We start from the raw sequence: 16,329 nt of genomic DNA, 5'->3' as shown, positions 1-16,329 counted from the left end.
ATGAAAAAAATACTGATGATCGGAACCGGGGGTACGATTGCATCAAAACAGACAGAAAACGGATTGGCGCCGGGGCTGACACCGGAAGATATCCTGGCATATATTCCGAGGGTAAAGGAAGTCTGTGAGGTGGAGACGATGCAGGTGTGCAATATCGACAGCACGAATGTTTCGCCGGCACACTGGCAGATGATGGCTCAGGCAGTCAGAGATCACTATGAGAAATACGACGGATTTGTCATCTGTCATGGGACGGACACGCTGGCTTACACTGCGGCGGCTCTTTCCTATATGATCCAGAACTCTCCGAAGCCTGTTGTCATTACAGGAGCACAGAAGCCGATCAATATGGATGTTACTGATGCGAAGACAAATCTTCTTGACAGCTTTATCTACGCGGCGGATCCGGATTCAGAGGATGTAAGTATCGTGTTCGATGGGAAGGTAATCCTCGGCACAAGGGCGAAAAAGGAAAGAGCAAAAAGCTACAATGCATTTTCCAGCATCAATTTCCCTTATCCGGCGGTCATTCAGGACGGACAGCTGATCCGCTACCTTCTTCCGGTGTGCCATCAGGGGGATGTAAGATTCTACATGGATATGAAGGACAGCGTATATGTGCTGAAACTTGTACCAGGGATGAAACCGGGGGTTCTGACAAGGCTTCTGGAAGACTACGACTGTGTGGTTATCGAAAGTTTTGGTGTAGGAGGGCTGCCGGAAGCTATCACGGCGGAAGTCTATGAAGGGATGCCGAAATGGTTAAAAGAAGGAAAGCTTATTGTAATGACGACACAGGTTGTGAGTGAGGGAAGCAATATGACGGTCTATGAAGTGGGAAAGAAAGTGAAACAGGACTTTGACCTTCTGGAAGCATATGATATGACGCTGGAAGCCACCATCACAAAACTGATGTGGCTGATGGCGCAGAAGACAGAAAGTTATGAGGAGATCAAGCAGCTCTTTTATAAGAGGATCAACCACGATATCCTGTTTGCCAAATTCAGGGAGGAATCATGATAAAAACGGAAGAAATGCTGGACATGCTGAGAGACGTTTCCGATCCGGCCTACAAGGAATTCAATGACAGGATCTTAAACGCACCCGGGATGCCGACACTTGGCGTGCGGGTTCCCAAATTGCGGGAAATCGCAAAAAAAGCTGCTAAAGATACTGCCGAAGAGACAAAAGAAGGATGGATCTGGGAAATGGAGAACGGCCGGACACCGGATTTTCAGGAAGAACACATGGTGTACGGTATGGCCATCGGATATGGGAAAGCGGATACAGACAGGCGCAGGCACCTTCTTGACACATGGATTCCGGGGATCGTATCCTGGGCAGATTGTGACAGCGGCGTATCCACGCACCGGTTTATGACAACAGATCCTGAATATTGGTTTTCGTATGTCGATGCATGGAGCAGGAGCAGTCGCGAGATGGAGGTGCGTTTTGCAGCTGTCGCCCTTATGGACTTTTTCCTGAATGACGAATACATTGACCGGGTACTTGAAATATACAGGCGGATCAGCCTTGACGCCTACTATGTAAAAATGGGAGTGGCATGGGCTCTGTCGGTCTGCTATGTGAAATATCCGGAGAAGACGCTTGCACTTTTAAAAGAAGGTGCTCTGGATCCATGGACCCACAATAAGGCGATCCAAAAGTGCCGGGAATCATTTCGGGTAAGCAAAGAAGACAAAGAAATGCTAAAGGAACTGAAACGCAAGGAAAGGAAACGATAGATGAAGGGGAAAATCATACTGGAGACCAAACGGCTTATTCTCCGGGAAATGACGGAGGGGGATATTCCGGCTCTCCACGGTTTTTTGGGGGATCCGGAAGTCATGTATGCATATGAACATGGATTTTCCATGGAGGAATCAGCCGACTGGTGCCGCCGGCAGATGGCGCGCTACGAAAAAGACGGATTCGGCCTGTGGGCCGTGATCCGAAAGGAGGACGGACAGCTCATCGGGGACTGCGGGATCACAATGCAGGATATCGGAAAAGGGGAAGCAGAGAAAAAAGAAGAGATCGGCTATCATCTTCGGAAGGACTGCTGGCATCAAGGGTACGCAATAGAGGCGGCAGGCGCTGTAAAAAAATACGCCTTTGAGGTGCTGAATCTCCCGGAAGTGTACTCCATCATCCGGGATACAAATCTCCCTTCCCAGAAGACGGCCAAGAGAAACGGCATGAAAAAATGCGGGGAGTCGGTGCGCCATTATATGGGGATCGATATGCCTCATCTGATCTATTCGGTGCGAAGGATCCCGTACGAGACGATCTTTCTCGATCTTGACGGAACGCTCATCGACTCGGAACAGGGAATCCTGCATTCTGTGGCCTATGCACTGGAAAAATTCGGCATCTCCGCCACAAGGGAAGAAATGCTTCCATTTATCGGCCCGCCGCTGATCCACTCTTTCCAGGAATACACAGGCCTTACGGAAGAAGATGCTGCAAAAGCGGTTGCCTTTTACAGAGAAAACTTCGGGGTAAAAGGGGTATATGAGTACCGTTTGTATGACGGGGTTACGGATCTTTTAAAAGGGTTGAAAAAAGCGGGAAAACGGGTGGTTATGGCCACGTCAAAGCCGGAAAAGTATGCAAGGATCATCGCAGAAGACGCCGGTATCCTGGAGTATTTTGACGCTGTGTGCGGAAGTGATATGGACGGGAAACGTCTGACAAAAGAGGACGTTATCGCATACGCCCTTGATACATGCGGCCTGAAAGAAGGGGATCCGTCTGTTGTCATGGTAGGAGACCGAAGACACGATATACAGGGAGCGAAGGCTTTTGGTCTTGCATCCGCAGGTGTCCTCTACGGGTTTGGAAGTCTGGAAGAACTCAGAGCGGCAGGGGCGGATTATCTGTTCATGACCGCCCTGGAAGCACAGGAATATCTGAGTTTCCAAAGAGAACCTTAAGAATCCATGAAAATTCCATGAACGCCTTGACAAACGACTTTTTCGTGTCTATGATTAAACGTAGTTTCATATTTAAAGGTGTTGAAGAAGAGGAGTACACACCTGTCCTTGACAGAGAAAATTGCCCGCAGGCTGAAAGGTAATTGCAAGAAGGAGTTGTGGAAGGTAGCTTTGGAGCCGGATATCCGAACAGACCAAGTAAGATATCCCGGGGTAGTTTCCGTTACAGAACAGATGAGATATATGGGATACACATACCCGTATAAAAAAGGTGGTACCGCGGTTATACGCCCTTTACAATATGTAAAGGGTGTTTTTTATTCTACAGGAAAGTTCTCTGGACTTTGCCTCCGGAATAAAATACTTCCCGGGAGGGAGCGCGAAAAGGGCCAGCTTTGTAATGAGTATGAGGAGGAAAGCATGAGCAGGCAGTTAGAAAAAACGTACAATCCAAAAGAGATTGAACCAAAGCTTTATGAAAAGTGGTGTGAAAACAAGTATTTTCACGCAGAAGTAGACAGGAGCAGAAAACCGTTTACAACGGTAATGCCTCCGCCGAACATCACAGGAAAACTTCACATGGGACATGCGCTTGACAATACGCTGCAGGATATCCTGATCCGTTACAAACGGATGCAGGGATACAATGCACTGTGGATCCCGGGTACGGATCACGCGGCCATCTCCACGGAAGTAAAAGTGACTGATCAGCTGAAAAAAGAAGGGATCGACAAAAGAGATCTCGGAAGAGAAGGATTCTTAAAACGTACATGGGAATGGAAAGAAGAATATGCCGGAACTATCGAGTCACAGCTTAAGAAACTTGGCGTTTCCTGTGACTGGGACAGGGAACGGTTTACCATGGACGAAGGATGCAGCGAGGCGGTAGAAGAAGTTTTTATCAGACTTTATGAAAAGGGATATATCTACAAGGGATCAAGAATCATCAACTGGTGCCCGGTATGTCAGACTTCTCTTTCCGATGCGGAAGTAGAGCATGAGGAGCAGGCAGGACATTTCTGGCATATCCGTTATCCGATCGCAGGCACAGACAGAAGCCTTGTGATCGCAACGACACGTCCGGAGACCATGCTTGGAGATACGGCTATCGTAGTCAATCCGGATGATGAGCGCTACACGGACATTATCGGAAAAATGGCGATCCTTCCGCTTGTAAACAAGGAGATCCCGATCATTGCCGATTCCTATGTAGACAAAGAATTTGGAACCGGAGCCATGAAAGTGACGCCGGCACATGATCCGAACGACTTTGAAATCGGAAAACGCCACAACCTGGAAGAAATCAATATCATGAACGATGACGCCACCATCAACGAGAACGGAGGCAAATATGCGGGAATGGACCGCTACGAAGCAAGAGAAGCGATCGTTCAGGATCTGAAAGACCAGGGTTACCTTGTAAAAGTAGAAGAATATGCACATAATGTAGGTGTGCATGAACGATGCAAACAGACAGTAGAGCCGCTCATCAAACAGCAGTGGTTCGTACGGATGGAAGAGCTTGCAAAGCCAGCCATCAAAGCGCTAGAAACAGGAGAATTAAAACTGATTCCGGAACGGATGAACAAAGTGTATATGCAGTGGCTGAACAATATCAGAGACTGGTGTATTTCCAGACAGATCTGGTGGGGACATCGGATTCCGGCTTACTACTGTGATGAATGTGGAGAGATGATCGTATCAAAAGGTGCTCCGGAAGTATGTCCGAAATGCGGATGCACACACTTTACACAGGATGAAGATACACTGGATACGTGGTTTTCTTCCGCCCTGTGGCCGTTCTCCACACTTGGATGGCCAAAGCAGACAGAAGAACTGGATTATTTCTATCCGACGGACGTACTTGTCACAGGGTACGATATCATCTTCTTCTGGGTAATCCGAATGGTATTTTCCGGGTTTGAACACACTGGAAAATGTCCGTTCCACACGGTATTTTTCCACGGGCTGATCAGGGATGATCAGGGAAGAAAGATGAGTAAGTCGCTTGGAAACGGGATCGATCCGCTGGAGATCATCGACCAGTACGGAGCCGACGCCCTGAGACTTACGGTAGTGACAGGAAATGCTCCTGGAAACGATATGCGTTTCTACAGAGAAAAGGTGGAGGCAAACAGAAATTTTGCCAACAAAGTATGGAATGCATCCCGCTTTATCCTTATGAATATGGAAGACAAAGTCATCAGCCGGCCGGACGATACGGATCTGTCGCCGTCAGACAAGTGGATCCTCTCAAAGGTAAATACGCTTGCAAAAGACGTGACAGAGAACATGGATAAATTTGAACTGGGAATTGCGGTACAGAAAGTATATGATTTTATCTGGGATGAATTCTGTGACTGGTATATTGAGATGGCAAAATACCGCATCTACTATGCAGATGAGAATTATAAGGCAGCCAATGCCGCACTTTGGACATTAAAGACCGTACTTGGAAATGCTCTGAAACTTCTCCACCCGTACATGCCGTTTGTGACGGAAGAGATTTACAGTGCGCTCGTACCGGAAGAGGAATCCTTGATGATGTCCTCATGGCCGGTATACACAGAAGAATGGGCATTCCCGGCGGAAGAAAATATCGTGGAACATCTGAAGGAAATCGTGCGCGGAGTGAGAAATGCACGCGCAGAAATGAATGTGCCAAACGGACGGAAGGCGAAAGTATTCATCGTCTCTGAAGATAAGGAACTTTGTGAGGGATTTGAAACTTTAAAAGAATCAGTAAAACCATTGATGAATGCAAGTGAGGTTCTGATCCAGGAAACAAAAGAGGGAGTCTCTGAAGATGCAGTTTCCATTGTGGTTCCGGACGGAGCTGTGTACATGCCGCTGGAAGACCTGATCGACTTTGAACAGGAGAAGGAACGTCTTCTGAAAGAAGAAGAAAAGCTCAAAAAAGAGCTGGCCCGCGTAAACGGAATGCTGAACAACGAGAAATTCATGAGCAAAGCGCCGGAGGCAAAGGTCCAGGAAGAGCGTGCAAAACTGGAAAAATATACACAGATGATGGAACAGGTTAAGGAACGTCTTGCATCGTTTATGAAGTAGCAGACGAGAGGTAATCATGAAAAAAATCCACTTTACAAAACCTGATATCAAAGGAAAATTGAAAGAGCTGCGCCACATGAGCAAAGCAGATATAAAAGAAAAGCATCAGAGAAAAAAAGAACGAAGAGAGCGAATACTGGAAGAGAGGAGAAACAGCGCGTTCGCAAGAAAAATGGCGCCGGTATACCGGTTCATGAACCGGTTCTCCCTTATCTTCCATGCCCTCTGGGCTATGGTTATCAACTTTGTCATCGAAGTGATCTCCAGACATTCCTTCTTTGAGGCATGGGAGTATATGACAGAGACGCCCCTTGTATTTTTTTACAATTCCTTTATGATCTTTGTCACATTCTCCGTCGTATATCTATTCCGGCGAAGGGTGTTTACAAGGATCCTCATCAGCGTCCTGTGGATTGCGCTTGGAGTGATCAACGGAGCCATGCTCCTGAAACGTGTGACGCCGTTTAATGCGCAGGATCTGAAAGCATTGACAGAAGGGCTGTCCCTTTTCACAAATTACTTTGCAGTGTATGAGCTGATCCTTCTGGGAGTGGGAACGGTGGCTGTCATCATATGGGTTATCGCCATGTGGCGAAGAGGGGGACAGTATACAGGAAAGATGCACCGGTGGTTAGCGCTTCTTGGCATTGGGTTCTGGTGCGTTGTCTACATGTTTGTATCCAATCAGGCGGTAGATAAAAGAGTCGTATCCACCTATTTTGGAAACATTGCGTTTGCGTATGAAGACTACGGACTTCCGTATTGTTTCTCGGCCAGTCTTTTCAATACCGGGATCGACGAGCCAAACGGCTACAGCCAGGAGACGATGGACAACATCAATAAAGACGGGAAGCTTACCGAGACAAAAACGGACAGTGAGAAGCTTCCGAATATTATTTTCGTTCAGCTGGAATCCTTTTTTGACCCGACAGAGGTAGAGTACTATCAGCTTTCCGAAGATCCGATCCCGAATCTGAGAAAGATGTTTCAAAACTATTCTACCGGTTATTTCAAAGTACCTTCCGTTGGCGCCGGGACGGCCAACACAGAGTTTGAGGTTCTCACAGGGATGAATATGAGATATTTCGGCCCGGGAGAATATCCGTTTAAAACAAAGCTGAAAACGGAAGTGTGCGAAAGCGCTGCGACAGCTCTGGGGGAACTCGGGTACGGTACGCACGCCCTTCACAACAATGGCGGTAATTTCTACAGCCGTGCAAGAGTGTTTAACAATATGGGATTCGACAGCTTTACAAGCAAAGAATTTATGAACATCCTCCAGCTTACCCCAAACAACTGGGCAAAGGATGATATCCTTGTGGAACATATCATGGATGCCATGGATACAGATGAACGTCAGGATTTCATCTTCACAGTCAGTGTACAGGGACACGGAGATTACCCGACGGAGAAAGTCCTTGAAAACCCGAAGATCAAAGTGACGGGAATGGAAGATGAAGAGCGCCAGAATGCCTGGGAGTATTATGTGAACATGATTTACGAGATGGATCAGTTTGCACAGCATCTTGTGGAAGCTGTAGAGGCGAGAAATGAACCTTCCGTCATCGTATTTTACGGGGATCATCTTCCGACTATGGGACTTGAGGCAAAGGATCTAAAAAACCGATATCTGTACAATACAAACTATGTGATCTGGGACAATATCGGCCTGGAAAAGGAAGACCGGAATATTCCGTCCTATCAGATCATGTCGGACGTGTTTGAGAGACTGGGAATCCACTCAGGTACAGTGTTTAACTATCACCAGACAAGAAGACAGACAAAGGACTATCTGAAAGATCTGGAGCTGCTCCAGTATGATATCCTGTACGGAGAAAAGGACGTGTATGACGGCGAACCGCCGATCACGGAAGGGCATATGAGGATGGGTGTCAAAGACGTCGTACTGACAGACATCGTTCCGCAGCTTGGAGAAGAGGACAGTTACAGCTTGTACGGAGAAAACTTTACAAAACAAAGCAAGATTTTTGTCAATGACGAGCAGCAGGAGTCAAAGTTCCTGAATAATACTCGGGTGCAGCTAACAGATTGTAAACTGGAAGAAGGGGACATCATAAAAGTCGTTCAGATGGGATCCAGCAGCACGGTATTCCACACGTCGAAGAAATATGTCTACCAGGGCGGAAACTTGACGCTTGCGCCGGAAGAAGAGCAGGACCAGCCAGGAAAGAACTGGGTGGAAGAATTTGAAGGCACGGATGAGAAAAAGGAAGAATAGGGGATCAGAAGATGAATTTTCAGGAAGCGGTGGAATATATTGACAGTCTGCAGATGTTTACGAAGAAACATACTCTGGAACACACAAAGGAATTTTTAAGGAGGCTTGGAAGTCCGCAAAAGGGACGGAAAGTCATCCATGTGGCAGGTACAAACGGAAAAGGATCGGTTTGTGCCTGCATGCAGGCGATTCTTTTGTGCGAGGGAAAGAGGACAGGAATGTTTATTTCGCCGCATCTGATCTCCATCTGTGAGCGGATCAGTATGAACGGCAGATTCATCACAGAGGAGAGGTTTACGGACATATTCCGGGAAGTTCAGAACATTGCGCTTGAGATGGAAGCGGATGGCCTTGGACATCCGACTTATTTTGAATTCCTTTTCGGGATGGCGATGAAGGCTTTCGCCACGGAAGATATGGAGTACATCATTCTTGAGACCGGTCTTGGAGGGCGGCTTGACGCCACAAACAGCATTGAAAAGCCGGTTCTTACAGTTATTACGTCCATCGGAATGGATCACATGGATATCCTCGGGGATACCGTGGAAGCCATTGCGGCGGAAAAGGCAGGGATCATCAAAAGCGGTGTTCCGCTTGTCATGGACGGATCGAATCCAGACGCTGCGAAAGTCCTGAAAAAAGCGGCGGAAAATGCCGGCGTGTATTGTAGAGAAATCACGGAAAATGCGTACGAAATCCGGAAAATCACGGGCAAAAATATTGCTTTTTCCACGGTAAACCGGTATGATGATACTGCTGAATGGGAAATCCCTATGGCAGGAACTTACCAGCCCGCCAACGTAGTGCTGGCTCTTGAAGGGATGAGTCTTCTCCTGAAAGAGCATCATGAATCGTGGAGCCAGGCACTTCGTCATATGAGGTGGCCTGCCAGGATGGAAGAAGTAAAAGAAGGCGTGATACTGGACGGTGCGCACAATATGCCGGCCGTCAAAGCGTTGGCGGAGAGTGTCCGTGCAAGGATCGACGGGATGGAAAAAAGAGGGCGGATCATCCTTCTTTTTTCAGCGCTGAAAGAAAAACATTACGACGAGATGATCTCGTACATATGCAGGGAGATACCGGCAGATCTGATCATCGTCACAGAAGTGGAAAGTGCCAGGCGGGTGCCGAAAGAAGAACTGAAAGAAGATTTTGAAAAATACACAGACAAGCCTGTGTTTACAGAAGATACATCAGAGAAAGCGTGGCAGTGGGCCATGCAGGAGAAACGGGAAGACGATATGGTTTACTGTTTCGGTTCCCTGTATCTCGCAGGAGAAATCGAAGCGTTGTTAAGGAGGTCTGAATATGCTGAATTTTGAAGAAGAACTGAAAAAATTCCAGCCGAGTCTGGAAGTGGAAGATATCGAAAAAGCAGTTTACCAGGAAGACCTGACAGATATGTCGGAGATACTAAAAGAAGTGGTGGAAAAATCCAAGTAGCAGGAAATCAGGGGAGGATTTCATGGATATCAAGAAAAAATTAGAGTATCAGTCAAACTATTGGTACAATGACGGGCTGAAAAGAGCGCAGATCCAGGATATGACGGGAGCTATTGCATCCCTTCGGAGAAGTCTTCAGTACAGCCAGTCCAATATCACTGCAAGAAATCTCCTGGGTCTTTTGCTGTACGGAAGAGGAGAGGTGGCGGAAGCGCTTGTGCAGTGGATCATCAGCAGAAATTTCCAGGCATCGGGAAATATTGCAGAGTATTATATACAGAAAGTGCAGTCGTCCAAAAGCGAACTGGAAGTCATCAATCAGGTAGTAAAAAAATATAACCAGTGTCTTCAGTACTGCAGCCAGGGAGGGGAAGATCTGGCGATCATCCAGCTGAAGAAAGTGGTGACGGAGCATCCGTCATTCCTGAAAGCGTATCAGCTCCTTGGTCTGCTTTACCTGCATACGGAGCAGTACGGGAAGGCGCGTCAGGTGCTGAGAAAGGCTCACAGACTGGATACGACGGATCCGATCACTCTTTCTTATCTCCACGAGCTGAACCGTGCACAAAAGAAAAAAGCGGTCAGCATCAAGGAAGGAAAGGAGCAGCCGGCAGTCAGCTATAAACTTGGCAATGAGACCATCATTCAGCCGGCTCAGGGAGTGCGGGAAAATTCCCCGATGTTTACCATCGTGAATATCGCCATCGGTATTCTCGTAGGGGCGGCTGTCATGTGGTTTTTGATCATGCCGGCAGTCAACCAGTCCAAGTCTCAGGAGGCAAATGAAAGTATCGTGGAGGCAAGCGATCAGATCGCGACACAGAAATCCGAGATCAGCGCTTTAAAAAAGGAGCTGGAAGGATACCGGACAAAGAGCGATGAAGCACAGACGGCGAAGGAGACAGCCAAATCCACGCAGTCGAGTTACGAAGCTTTGCTGGATGTTACGACAAAATATGCGGCAGGAACAGAGAGCAACCAGAATCTGGCGTCGACGCTTCTTTCCATCAACAAGGATTCCCTTGGTGAGGATGGAAAAGCACAGTATGACAAGTTGGCGGACAGCATTTTCCCGAGCGTCTGCAGAAGACAGTATAACCGAGGGATCGCAAGCTTTGATGTGAAGAACTACGATACAGCGGTGGAAGCCCTTGCGATGGTCGTAAAGATGGATGAAGAATATGACGACGGAAATGCCATGTACGTGCTGGCGCAGGCCTACGAGGCTACTGGAGATACAAATAATGCAAAAACCTATTATCAGAAAGTGACGGAACAGTTCTCAGGAACAGAGATGGCAGAAGAGGCGCAGTCCAAGCTGGAAGCACTAAATGCAGCGGCAGATCAAAATGCGGCGAATCAGAATGCGGCGGCAGATCAGAATGGACAAGGCGCAGAAGATTCATCAAGTCAGGAACAAGACACAACCGAATAGCAAGATACGAAAGAGGATACGGAAAAATACCGTATCCTTTTGTTATTCTGTGGAAAAGTCTTTGGACTTTTCTGTAAAGTAAAATGAAATGTTTAATAAGGGGGAAATGACAATGGAGTATCAGGTGGAAGAAAACTGTCTGACGATTTATCTTCCCAAGGAACTGGATCATCATACAACGGAGGAAATACGCAGGGAGACGGACAGGCAGATTGACAGAAATCATATTAAATATGTAATCTTTGATTTCGGGGAGACAAACTTCATGGACAGCTCGGGGATCGGAGTCATTATGGGACGATACCGGAAACTGCATCTTACCGGGGGAGAAGTCTGGGCTGCCCATCTGAATGAACGTATGAAAAAAATACTGAAAATGTCGGGAGTGACAAAAATTGTACGAATTTATGAGGAGGAGACGAAATGAACAGGAATACGAATGAAATGGAAATCATATTTGACAGCTGCTCGGAAAATGAAGGATTTGCAAGAGTTGCAGTGGCGGCTTTTCTTACGCAGCTGAATCCGACCATAGAGGAAGTGGCGGACGTGAAGACTGCAGTGTCAGAAGCGGTCACAAACGCCATCATACACGGATACGAAAATGAAGTGCATAAGATATCGATCCTCTGCTGTACGGAAGGGAAGACGCTGGAAATTGCGGTAAAAGACAATGGGCGGGGGATCGAAGATATTGAAAAGGCCATGCAGCCCATGTTTACGACGAAACCGGAACTGGAGCGCTCCGGCATGGGGTTTGCATTCATGGAAGCTTTTATGGATGGACTGGAAGTGGAATCTGCTCCAGGCCAGGGAACTACGGTAAAAATGAAAAAAATCATAGGTAAAGGAAGGGCAGGATGGACCATACAGCCGAATTGATCTTACGTTCACAAAACGGGGATGAAACGGCAAAGGAGACACTTGTGACGGAAAATACAGGGCTTGTCTGGTGTGTGGTAAAGCGGTTTTATGGCCGGGGAACCGAGGCGGAAGATTTGTTTCAGATTGGTGTCATCGGACTTTTGAAAGCTATTGATAAATTTGATTTTTCCTACGATGTAAGATTCTCGACTTATGCGGTTCCCATGATCTCCGGGGAGATCAGGAGATTCTTAAGAGATGACGGTATGCTGAAGGTAAGCCGTTCTCTGAAAGAATTGGCCGCGAAAGCGGGGAAGGAAAAAGAACAGTTTACGAGGAAAATGGAAAGGGAACCTACCGTAGAGGAACTTTCAGACATTCTCGGGGTGGAGAAGGAGGAACTTGTGCAGGCTATGGAGGCAGCCACGGAGGTGGAGTCACTGTACAGGCCTATCCATCAAAGTGACGGGAGTGAGGTAGAGCTGATGGACAGGCTCGAAGAAAAGGAGAGAACGGAAGAAATCATTGACCGTATGTTTTTGCAGTCGCTTCTGGAAACATTGGGAAAGGAGGAAAGGCGCCTGATCTACCTCAGGTACTTCGAAAATCGGACTCAGTCTCAGACTGGAAAACTTCTGGGGATCTCTCAGGTCCAGGTTTCCCGCCTGGAAAAAAAGATACTGAACCGTATGAGAAATGAGGCAAAAGAAAAGAAAGGCATATCCGAGGTATAATTTTTCCCTGATCCGGCATACTACCTTTGAAAGAAAGAGAAGGTGGGAAAGATGGAACAGGAAAAAAGAAAGATACGGATATGCCTTATCTGTGTCGTACTTTTGGCGGTAACGGTTGGGATCATTTACGTCCTGACTGCAAAGACAGAAACGCAGACAGACAAAAAAGACGGGACACTCGTAAAGATCATGGACATGCAAAGGGGGGATACAGATGGCGGCTTCATCACAGACGCTTTACATCAAAGGGGATAAAAACAAAGAAGTCACAAAAAATGAAGTACTGATGGGAGATATCGTCTCCATGGAATGTGCGGACCAAAATATCGTAAACCGGCTGAAATCCATCTGTATTCTGAAGATGCCGGAAGGAGGAAGGCAAAGAGCTGTTATCTCTGTCTTGAAAATCATATCTGTGATACATGAGATTTATCCAAACCTGACAGTAGAAAATCTGGGAGAGACGGATATGATCGTCACACGGGAGGAACAAAAGAAACACGGGAAAGCCTATTATATATTGAAAAGTTCGATGGTTCTTTTGATCACTTTTATCGGTGCAGCATATTCCATCATGTCATTTAACAACGATGTGGGAGCCTCGGAACTATTCAAACAAATATATGTGCTTGTGACAGGAAAGACGTCAGACGGTTTTACCATTCTGGAAGTGACGTACTGTATCGGTATGAGCGTAGGGATTCTGATTTTCTTCAACCATTTTGGAAGAAAACGGTTTTCTGTAGATCCTACGCCGATGGAAGTAGAGATGCGTACGTACGAAGATGAGATACAGGTTACACTCATCGATGAATATTCCAGAAAGGAGCAGGAAATCGATGTGGACACACCAGATCATATTGGCAGTCATAGGGGTTAGCGCCGGGGCCGCGATCGCGGGAGGGCTCTTTTCCTTTATCATCGGACTTGGCGTTATTTCCGTTTTTGCGGATCGAACCCACACAGGAAAAAATATTCTCTTATATGAAGATTCCATTGCGCTTGGGGGGATCATTGCAAATATCATGTATATCTTCCAGATTCCCATTCCCCACGGAGAGGTGCTTCTTCCGCTGTTCGGTCTGTTCTCCGGCATATTCGTAGGATGCTGGGCGATGGCTCTGGCTGAGATCCTGAATATTTTTCCGATTTTTATCCGCAGGATCAAGCTGTTTCGAGCGATCCCATGGATCATTATCGGTATGGCGCTTGGCAAAGGGGTGGGAGCGTTTGTATTTTTCCTGAACAGATGGGGAAAATAGATGACAGACAGAAAAAGGAGGAAAGGATTTTGAAAAAAGCACAGAATACAAAACAGGCACAGAAACAGAAGGCGTATGAGGAGTATGTCAAACAGAAGACGCCGGTGCACAACTTGTATAAAAATATGCTGCATGCATTTCTCACAGGAGGAACCATCTGCGTAATAGGACAAGCAATACAAAATTATTTGAAGAGTACAGGAATGGATCAGGAACTTAGCGGGAGCTACACGTCCATGCTGCTTGTGCTTTTGAGCGTGATCCTGACGGGATTTGGACTCTATACGAAAATAGCCAAATGGGGCGGTGCAGGCGCACTCGTTCCGATTACCGGATTTGCCAACTCTGTGGCGGCGCCTGCTATTGAGTACAAGAAGGAAGGGCAGGTATTTGGAATCGGATGTAAGATTTTTACCATTGCCGGTCCTGTCATCCTGTACGGGATCACGGCAAGCTGGATCTTTGGATTTTTATATTACCTGTGCAGGCTGGCAGGCATCGCATGGTAGGAAAAGACGACAAAAAGATTCAGAGAAAGAAAGGCAGGGATCAGATTGAAAAACGGAATGATGAAAGGAAAGCAGAGCCTTTACTTTGCGGTATCGCCCTATATTTTGAGCGCAGCGTCCATCGCAGGAAAGAAGGAGGGCGAAGGACCTCTGGGAAATTGTTTTGATGAGCTTGGAAAGGGGAAGGATAATCTCTTTGGAAAAGAGTCGTGGGAAGAAGCGGAAAGTGAGATGCAAAAAAGGGCGTGTTTAAAAGCTGTGGAGAAGGCGGGACTTTTGCCCCAGGATATCCGGTTTCTATTTGGCGGAGACCTTCTACGCCAGGGAGTGGCCACGTCCATGGGGATCGAAGCCCTGAAAATACCGATGTTTGGGCTTTTTGGAGCGTGTTCCACGTCCGGGGAGGCGATCGCCCTGAGTGCTATGAGTGTGGCAGCAGGATATGGGGATCATGTACTGGCGGTCACATCCAGCCATTTCGGAAGTGCGGAAAAAGAATTTCGTTTTCCCCTTGGATACGCCACCCAAAGGCCGCTCTCGGCCCAGTGGACAGTGACAGGCAGCGGCGCCTTCGTTGTGAGTACACAGAAAAGCAATGTCAGAGTAACAGGTGTGACCGTTGGGAAAATTGTGGATTTTGGACTGAAAGATTCCCAGAATATGGGGGCATGTATGGCCCCGGCCGCTTGTGATACCATCACGCAGAATCTGGAAGATTTTGGAAGAGATGTGGAAGAGTACGATCAGATCGTTACCGGAGATCTGGGGTATATTGGACAGAGTATTTTGTTCGATCTTGTTCGGAGAAAAGGAAAAGACATCTCGAAGAAACACATGGACTGCGGGATGAAGATTTTTGACCAGAAAACGCAGGACACTCATGCCGGGGGAAGCGGCTGCGGCTGTGCGGCTATAACACTTGCATCTTACGTTCTCCCAAAGATCGAAAAAGGAGAGTGGAGGAAAGTACTGTTTGTTCCAACGGGGGCGCTGATGTCCACGGTCAGCTTCAATGAAGGAGAGAGTGTGCCGGGAATCGCTCATGGGATCGTGCTGGAACATGTAAACGGATAAGGAGGAGATCATGGATTATATCAATGCTTTCTGGGTAGGAGGGCTGATCTGCGCCCTCGTACAGATACTCATGGACAGAACAAAACTGATGCCGGGTCGGATCATGGTGCTTCTTGTATGCTCCGGGACAGCGCTTGGATTTTTGGGGTTGTACGAACCATTTGTCAAATTTGCAGGTGCAGGCGCCAGCGTGCCGCTGCTCGGATTTGGAAATACACTTTTTAAAGGAGTCAGAGAAGCCGTGCAGACCCATGGATTCATCGGAATCTTCGAGGGAGGATTTACGTCAAGCGCTGTAGGTATCTCCGCTGCCCTCGTCTTTGGATATGCGGCTTCTCTGATCTTTGAGCCAAGGATGAAAAAGTGATCAGTCTTCTTCGATCACTTCGATTTCGAGATAATCAAAATCGATGCTGTCGATGAAGCTGTCCTGATAGAAACGGACTTTTGCGTGGCGGCGGAACTCTTCGATGGAAGAGTCAAGCCAGATCGGCTTGCTCAAGTCGAATTCATAGCAGATCTGTTCCAAAGCCCGCAGAACCTTATGAGTACGTGTGTCCTCAGAGTCATCGCAGATGACGGTATCCGAGAGCAGACGGTTGCTCTTCCATGTCTTGCCCCATAAACGAAACATATGATCCCTCCCTCGAAAGATATAGTAGACATTTTGCCAGGTTCCATGCCTTTGTGCCCCTTATGATATCATCGTAAGAGTGGATTGTAAAGAAAATCAACGGTTTTTCTTCCGCTTAATCTTGTGGTAC

Annotated in this window: 18 protein-coding genes and 1 other annotated feature; of the genes, 17 read left to right on the top strand and 1 reads right to left on the bottom strand. The window is 47.3% G+C overall.

Annotated elements, in window-relative coordinates; all coding sequences use genetic code 11:
* The 17 genes from FLB61_RS11195 to FLB61_RS11115 all read left to right on the top strand — a co-directional run bounded on the left by FLB61_RS11195 (window position 1) and on the right by FLB61_RS11115 (window position 15,932).
* Window positions 1-1,020 (top strand): asparaginase, encoded by a 1,020-nt coding sequence (locus tag FLB61_RS11195; protein ID WP_221920196.1) that lies wholly within the window; start codon window positions 1-3, stop codon window positions 1,018-1,020.
* Window positions 1,017-1,745, top strand: a complete 729-nt coding sequence (locus tag FLB61_RS11190; RefSeq protein WP_087201039.1) for a DNA alkylation repair protein — start codon at window positions 1,017-1,019, stop codon at window positions 1,743-1,745. The genes FLB61_RS11195 and FLB61_RS11190 overlap by 4 nt, the downstream gene beginning before the upstream one ends.
* Entirely contained in the window at window positions 1,746-2,936 is a 1,191-nt protein-coding gene (locus FLB61_RS13090; RefSeq protein ID WP_246599218.1) for a GNAT family N-acetyltransferase/HAD family hydrolase, read from the top strand. It begins immediately after the preceding gene.
* Window positions 2,937-3,008: 72 nt separating this feature from the next.
* Window positions 3,009-3,234, top strand: a binding site (T-box leader).
* A gap of 122 nt (window positions 3,235-3,356) precedes the next feature.
* Window positions 3,357-6,005: a valine--tRNA ligase gene (locus tag FLB61_RS11175; RefSeq protein ID WP_221920195.1), complete on the top strand. Its 2,649-nt coding sequence runs from the start codon at window positions 3,357-3,359 to the stop codon at window positions 6,003-6,005.
* A gap of 16 nt (window positions 6,006-6,021) precedes the next feature.
* On the top strand, window positions 6,022-8,244 hold the full coding sequence (locus tag FLB61_RS11170; protein WP_221920193.1) for an LTA synthase family protein: 2,223 nt from the start codon (window positions 6,022-6,024) through the stop codon (window positions 8,242-8,244).
* Between the two features lie 11 nt (window positions 8,245-8,255).
* Entirely contained in the window at window positions 8,256-9,566 is a 1,311-nt protein-coding gene (locus tag FLB61_RS11165) for a bifunctional folylpolyglutamate synthase/dihydrofolate synthase (RefSeq protein WP_221920191.1), read from the top strand.
* Window positions 9,553-9,687 (top strand): hypothetical protein, encoded by a 135-nt coding sequence (locus tag FLB61_RS13155; RefSeq protein ID WP_275952214.1) that lies wholly within the window; start codon window positions 9,553-9,555, stop codon window positions 9,685-9,687. Before FLB61_RS11165 ends, FLB61_RS13155 begins: the two co-directional genes overlap by 14 nt.
* Window positions 9,688-9,709: 22 nt before the next feature.
* Complete coding sequence (locus tag FLB61_RS11160) at window positions 9,710-11,122, top strand: tetratricopeptide repeat protein (protein WP_087210992.1); 1,413 nt, start codon at window positions 9,710-9,712, stop codon at window positions 11,120-11,122.
* Window positions 11,123-11,234: 112 nt separating this feature from the next.
* Window positions 11,235-11,549, top strand: a complete 315-nt coding sequence (locus FLB61_RS11155; protein ID WP_087201031.1) for an STAS domain-containing protein — start codon at window positions 11,235-11,237, stop codon at window positions 11,547-11,549.
* Window positions 11,546-12,004 carry an anti-sigma F factor gene (spoIIAB, locus tag FLB61_RS11150; RefSeq protein WP_087210995.1) on the top strand — a complete coding sequence of 153 codons (459 nt, stop codon included), beginning with the start codon at window positions 11,546-11,548 and terminating at the stop codon, window positions 12,002-12,004. The genes FLB61_RS11155 and spoIIAB overlap by 4 nt, the downstream gene beginning before the upstream one ends.
* Window positions 11,983-12,720 (top strand): SigF/SigG family RNA polymerase sporulation sigma factor, encoded by a 738-nt coding sequence (locus tag FLB61_RS11145; protein WP_221920189.1) that lies wholly within the window; start codon window positions 11,983-11,985, stop codon window positions 12,718-12,720. Before spoIIAB ends, FLB61_RS11145 begins: the two co-directional genes overlap by 22 nt.
* A 51-nt stretch (window positions 12,721-12,771) precedes the next feature.
* A complete protein-coding gene (locus FLB61_RS11140) occupies window positions 12,772-12,975 on the top strand; it encodes a hypothetical protein (protein ID WP_221920187.1) in 204 nt (67 codons plus the stop codon).
* A complete protein-coding gene (locus FLB61_RS11135; RefSeq protein WP_087210998.1) occupies window positions 12,935-13,600 on the top strand; it encodes a stage V sporulation protein AA in 666 nt (221 codons plus the stop codon). Before FLB61_RS11140 ends, FLB61_RS11135 begins: the two co-directional genes overlap by 41 nt.
* On the top strand, window positions 13,560-13,982 hold the full coding sequence (locus FLB61_RS11130; RefSeq protein ID WP_221920186.1) for a stage V sporulation protein AB: 423 nt from the start codon (window positions 13,560-13,562) through the stop codon (window positions 13,980-13,982). The genes FLB61_RS11135 and FLB61_RS11130 overlap by 41 nt, the downstream gene beginning before the upstream one ends.
* Entirely contained in the window at window positions 13,970-14,491 is a 522-nt protein-coding gene (locus tag FLB61_RS11125; RefSeq protein WP_221920185.1) for a SpoVA/SpoVAEb family sporulation membrane protein, read from the top strand. The genes FLB61_RS11130 and FLB61_RS11125 overlap by 13 nt, the downstream gene beginning before the upstream one ends.
* 57 nt (window positions 14,492-14,548) lie before the next feature.
* Window positions 14,549-15,565, top strand: coding sequence for a stage V sporulation protein AD (locus tag FLB61_RS11120; protein WP_221920215.1), 1,017 nt, complete (start codon window positions 14,549-14,551; stop codon window positions 15,563-15,565).
* Between the two features lie 10 nt (window positions 15,566-15,575).
* Window positions 15,576-15,932 (top strand): SpoVA/SpoVAEb family sporulation membrane protein, encoded by a 357-nt coding sequence (locus FLB61_RS11115; protein WP_087201020.1) that lies wholly within the window; start codon window positions 15,576-15,578, stop codon window positions 15,930-15,932.
* Here the strand turns inward: FLB61_RS11115 and FLB61_RS11110 are convergent, their stop codons facing one another.
* A complete protein-coding gene (locus FLB61_RS11110; RefSeq protein WP_087201018.1) occupies window positions 15,933-16,199 on the bottom strand; it encodes a hypothetical protein in 267 nt (88 codons plus the stop codon).
* Window positions 16,200-16,329 lie beyond the last annotated feature (130 nt).

This window comes from Sellimonas caecigallum (genome assembly GCF_019754295.1).
In the GTDB taxonomy this organism is placed as follows: domain Bacteria; phylum Bacillota; class Clostridia; order Lachnospirales; family Lachnospiraceae; genus Sellimonas; species Sellimonas caecigallum.
Note: the sequence above shows the minus strand (reverse complement) of the source record. Positions and strands in the feature narration are given on the sequence as shown.

Excerpts from the sequence above, each read along its gene's own strand:
- FLB61_RS11195 (WP_221920196.1), top strand. The coding sequence starts at position 1 with ATGAAAAAAATACTGATGATCGGAACCGGGGGTACGATTGCATCAAAA.
- FLB61_RS11190 (WP_087201039.1), top strand. The coding sequence starts at position 1,017 with ATGATAAAAACGGAAGAAATGCTGGACATGCTGAGAGACGTTTCCGAT.
- FLB61_RS13090 (WP_246599218.1), top strand. The coding sequence starts at position 1,746 with ATGAAGGGGAAAATCATACTGGAGACCAAACGGCTTATTCTCCGGGAA.
- FLB61_RS11175 (WP_221920195.1), top strand. The coding sequence starts at position 3,357 with ATGAGCAGGCAGTTAGAAAAAACGTACAATCCAAAAGAGATTGAACCA.
- FLB61_RS11170 (WP_221920193.1), top strand. The coding sequence starts at position 6,022 with ATGAAAAAAATCCACTTTACAAAACCTGATATCAAAGGAAAATTGAAA.
- FLB61_RS11165 (WP_221920191.1), top strand. The coding sequence starts at position 8,256 with ATGAATTTTCAGGAAGCGGTGGAATATATTGACAGTCTGCAGATGTTT.
- FLB61_RS13155 (WP_275952214.1), top strand. The coding sequence starts at position 9,553 with ATGCTGAATTTTGAAGAAGAACTGAAAAAATTCCAGCCGAGTCTGGAA.
- FLB61_RS11160 (WP_087210992.1), top strand. The coding sequence starts at position 9,710 with ATGGATATCAAGAAAAAATTAGAGTATCAGTCAAACTATTGGTACAAT.
- FLB61_RS11155 (WP_087201031.1), top strand. The coding sequence starts at position 11,235 with ATGGAGTATCAGGTGGAAGAAAACTGTCTGACGATTTATCTTCCCAAG.
- spoIIAB (WP_087210995.1), top strand. The coding sequence starts at position 11,546 with ATGAACAGGAATACGAATGAAATGGAAATCATATTTGACAGCTGCTCG.
- FLB61_RS11145 (WP_221920189.1), top strand. The coding sequence starts at position 11,983 with ATGGACCATACAGCCGAATTGATCTTACGTTCACAAAACGGGGATGAA.
- FLB61_RS11140 (WP_221920187.1), top strand. The coding sequence starts at position 12,772 with ATGGAACAGGAAAAAAGAAAGATACGGATATGCCTTATCTGTGTCGTA.
- FLB61_RS11135 (WP_087210998.1), top strand. The coding sequence starts at position 12,935 with ATGGCGGCTTCATCACAGACGCTTTACATCAAAGGGGATAAAAACAAA.
- FLB61_RS11130 (WP_221920186.1), top strand. The coding sequence starts at position 13,560 with ATGTGGACACACCAGATCATATTGGCAGTCATAGGGGTTAGCGCCGGG.
- FLB61_RS11125 (WP_221920185.1), top strand. The coding sequence starts at position 13,970 with ATGGGGAAAATAGATGACAGACAGAAAAAGGAGGAAAGGATTTTGAAA.
- FLB61_RS11120 (WP_221920215.1), top strand. The coding sequence starts at position 14,549 with ATGATGAAAGGAAAGCAGAGCCTTTACTTTGCGGTATCGCCCTATATT.
- FLB61_RS11115 (WP_087201020.1), top strand. The coding sequence starts at position 15,576 with ATGGATTATATCAATGCTTTCTGGGTAGGAGGGCTGATCTGCGCCCTC.
- FLB61_RS11110 (WP_087201018.1), bottom strand. The coding sequence starts at position 16,199 with ATGTTTCGTTTATGGGGCAAGACATGGAAGAGCAACCGTCTGCTCTCG.